The organism is Mycobacterium sp., assembly GCF_036488105.1.
Taxonomy (GTDB): Bacteria; Actinomycetota; Actinomycetes; order Mycobacteriales; family Mycobacteriaceae; genus Mycobacterium.
In genome coordinates, this window is sequence record NZ_DASXHW010000198.1 from 1 (window position 1) to 3,790 (window position 3,790).

The following is a 3,790-nucleotide window of genomic DNA, read 5'->3' on the forward strand; positions in this document are numbered from 1 at the left end:
AAGAAGACGCAGTTGAGGAATTTCTCCTTTTCGGCACTGCCGCTCGTCGAGCAGGAACCCGGCACGAAACCGTGGTTTGCGGTTCAGTTCGGCCCGTCGACGTTCGGCATTATCGACGAGTTCCCGGACGAGGCGGCACGCGAGACGCATCTTGGCGGGCCCGTTGGAAAGGCCCTCGCGGAGAAAACCGACGAGCTCTTCGATGCGGCACCCACATCAGCGATCTCGACGTTATCGCCAACAAGCTCTGACGTGTCCACCGCGGCGTCGGGGTGCGAAGGTTCTCATGTACCAGCGAAGTGCTGGGCCACCCTAGCCGGTAACCGGCACTGCTGTGCCGATCTGAATCTTTGGAGCGGAGGTATTCAATGACCCATCCCTCGGGTATTCCGGCGTTCGAACGGTTCTTTCGTTCGGTCGCAAGCATCAAGATCGACAAAAACGACGTCCGTCGCTTCCGCGAGTTCGTCGACGAGCAGATCGACGATATTGCTATCGCGGGGCGCAACTCGGCCAAGTGGAACGGGCGTGACGTGGTTGTGGCGCAGGACCTTCCGATCACCAAGGGCGTCCAGGAGCGAATGCGCGAATTCGACAAGCTCGAGGAGGCCCAGGAGATCCGTGAACTGCTGCGGCAAGTCGTGCGGCAACCACCTGGCGACGTCACGTTCGCTGAGGACACCGAGCGGCTGCTGCCAGAGTTGTTCGGCGGGTTGAGTATCGCGCTGGCTCGTTCGTTCCGCGTGGTGGACCCGAAGGTGTCCAACCCGTCGACTGAGCATTGGGATCGCGTGTTCGCGCTATTTCGGCTGGTGTTCTGATAGCCGAATCCGAGCTGTCGTGGGCACAGGAGATGTCGAGTCGAGATGCACCAAGATTAGCAAACTGAAAGTGCTTGTCTAACAACACATCGTACCGCGACCCGCGGCAGTGTCCCGATAACGAACGTTTTGCGGCGCCTGACAGTCAGGTTCGGGTTCGCACGTTCGATTGTTGTCGCTGTTCGCCAGAGTTCGCTTGAAAGAGGATGAACAGCCATGCAAGTGATGGCGTTAGTACGACAAATCCGACCGCCGTCGTGATGGCGGTGGCTTGCATGGTTGCGTGTGGCGCTGCCGCCTGATCAAGGTTTAGCCCGGGCAGTAGTTGTGGATATTGCGCGATGGCCCATCCCCAGAGCAGGGCGGTGACCGCGAGAGCGGCGGTGGCGCGTACGGCGATGTAGCGGCGTCGGGTGAGCAAAAGCAGGGACAGCAGTCCCATGGCGATGGATGCGGCGATGAGCGCGACGCCGCGGTGGGTGAGTCGCTGATAGAGCTGGTTGGCGTCGCTGTGCACGACAGCGATCGCGGCGAGCGTGAGCATCCCGACGAGGATGCCGCTGATGAGGCCTTGTCGGCGAAAGTATTCGGCCAACTCCACGTGTCCGTCTCGGCGTGCGTCCGCGGTCAGGTAGATGGCCGCGAGGTAGGAGCACACCCCCACAGCGAGGATGCCGCAGGTCAGCGAGGTGGGATTGGCCCAGCTGGTGATGATGTTGCCGCGGGCCAGGCCGGGCGGAACGCGATCGGATGCGATGGCGCCGGCGATCGCGCCGAGGAAGAACGGGGTGATGACGGAGGAGAATGCGAACGCTGCGCCGAACAGGCGTCGTTGCCAATCTTCGGTGACGGCTTTGCGGAACGCGAACGCCGACCCGCGCGCGATGATGCCGATCGCGACCAAGGTGAGCGGGATGTAGAGGGTGGAAGCGACGGCTGCGAACAGTGGCGGGAACGCGGTCCAGACGACGACGAGGACGAAGATCAGCCAAACATGGTTGGCCTCCCAAACCGGCCCGATCGAGCGCTCGATGAGTGTGCGGCGGGGCCGACCGTGCTGCGGGTCGCCGGCAATCAGGTCCCAGAACCCGGTGCCGAAGTCGGCCCCGCCCAGCAGGGCGTAGGCAGTCACCGATAGCCAGGTGAGTCCTAACAATGCGGTGGCCAGCGACATGGCTAGTGCACCTCGACGTCGGTCACGTCGGACTCTCGGGGCGCCAGCGGTACCGGATGGGTTCGGGTCATGTGTCGCAATACGTAGATGGTGGCGGCGGTGAGCACGGCGTAGACGACGAGCAGCAAGGGTAGCCCCCAGCCGATTCCCGCGGCCGGGTTGACCGCTTGGTCGACACGCAGCAGGCCGTAGACGATCCATGGTTGGCGTCCGACTTCGGTGGTGATCCAGCCGGACTCCATGGCCACCACCGAAGCGATGCCCGACACCGCGACCGCGCGCAGGAACCAGGTCGTGGTGGGCATGTCGCGGTGTCGCCACCACGTCCAGGCCAGCCACGCCCCCAGCGCCAGCAGCGCGAAACCGATCCCGACCATGGTGTCGAAGGCCAGATGAACGACGTTCACCGGTGGCCGCTGGCCGGCGGGCACACCGTCCAGGCCGGCGACGTAGGCGTTGGGGTCCAGATGCGCCAGCAGCGACAGGCCGTTAGGGAGGTGAATCGCGCCGTGCAGCGCGTTGTCGTAGTACACGCCGCCGACCGACAGCGGTGCGCCATGACGACCGTGGTAAAGGCCTTCCATCGCAGCAAGCTTGGCGGGCTGGTCGTCGGCGACGTAACGGGCTGCCCAGTCACCGACCACGATCTGGATGGGCGTGATCGCGCAGGCGAAGCTCAGCGGAATGAGCAGACCGAGCCGGTGGTAGCGGTCGCGGTGCCCACGCAGCATGGCGACGGCGTAGACGCTGGCGGTCACGAAGCCGGTGACCATCAGAGCCGACAGAATCATGTGCATCGTCTCGGGCCAGGTGGCGCCGTTGAACATCGCCGCCCACGGGGACACACTGACCAGTTTGCCGTTGCGCTCAGTGAACCCTTGGGGGCTGTTCATCCACGCGTTGGCGCACACGACAAAGAACGCCGACAACACGCCGGCGATGAATATCGGGATCCCGGACAACAGATGGGTACGCGGCGAGAGCCGCTCCCAGCCATACAAATAGATGCCAAGAAAGATCGCTTCGACGAAGAAGGCGAAACCCTCGATCGCGAACGGCAGACCGATCACCGAGCCGTAATGCTCCATCAACCCCGACCACAACAGGCCCATCTCAAAGGACAAGATCGTGCCCGAGACGGCACCCACAGCGAACAACACACCCAGCGCGCGGGCCAACCGCCGAGCCAACAAGCGGTAGGCAACATCGCCCATGCGTTGCCCACGCCACTCCATGAACAGAATCAGGCCGGGTAGGCCCACCCCGAGACAGGCCAAGATGATGTGCCAGCCCAGCGAGAACCCCATCTGCGACCGCGGCGCCATGATGCTGCCGACCACCAAAAGCGAGGTATGTGCGCCCACGGCACTCATCATTCACCCAGCTGCTCTCCGAATGTCGTATAGGGGCCGGTGGGAACTACTGGGTAGGTAGCAGTGCGCACTTGCTGCGCACCACTGTGATTAGCTCAGCGTGGCGGCTGCGGCTTCCGCGATGACGTCCATCACCTCGCGGCGTTTCCGCCACGCCCGGAGCTGCCGCATCGCCCCGTTGCCTTGTGCGCCGATGCGGTCCAGTTCGTTTACGACACGATCGTATTCACCCAGAGCGTCCAATGCCGGGCGCACTCGTGCTACCAGCATGCTCAACTGCCCACGCGCCGACACTGATCCGCGACCGTAGCTCAAATCGAGTGTGCGACCGGATAATCCGTCATGGGAGGCCTTCCAGTACGCCGCCCGCAGCGCACCCGGCGGGAGGTATCCAATGACATCGCCGTGCAAAGGCGCCTCGA

Annotated in this window: 3 protein-coding genes and 2 pseudogenes; 2 read left to right on the forward strand and 3 right to left on the reverse strand. The window is 63.6% G+C overall.

Annotated elements, in window-relative coordinates; translation table 11 throughout:
* Window positions 1–251, forward strand: a pseudogene (locus tag VGH54_RS10725) (putative quinol monooxygenase); the annotation flags it as partial.
* 117 nt (window positions 252–368) lie between these two features.
* The gene (locus VGH54_RS10730) at window positions 369–821 is read left to right on the forward strand and encodes a DUF1931 family protein (RefSeq protein WP_331511957.1); all 453 of its coding nucleotides are present in this window, start codon (window positions 369–371) and stop codon (window positions 819–821) included.
* 145 nt (window positions 822–966) lie between these two features.
* On the opposite strand, the gene VGH54_RS10735 is transcribed toward VGH54_RS10730, so the two are convergent.
* The 3 genes and pseudogenes from VGH54_RS10735 to VGH54_RS10745 all read right to left on the reverse strand — a co-directional run.
* A complete protein-coding gene (locus VGH54_RS10735; RefSeq protein ID WP_331511958.1) occupies window positions 967–1,995 on the reverse strand; it encodes a cytochrome d ubiquinol oxidase subunit II in 1,029 nt (342 codons plus the stop codon).
* A 2-nt stretch (window positions 1,996–1,997) separates the two neighbouring features.
* On the reverse strand, window positions 1,998–3,371 hold the full coding sequence (locus VGH54_RS10740; RefSeq protein WP_331511959.1) for a cytochrome ubiquinol oxidase subunit I: 1,374 nt from the start codon (window positions 3,369–3,371) through the stop codon (window positions 1,998–2,000).
* Between the two features lie 87 nt (window positions 3,372–3,458).
* A pseudogene (locus VGH54_RS10745) lies at window positions 3,459–3,790 on the reverse strand (carboxylate--amine ligase); the annotation flags it as partial.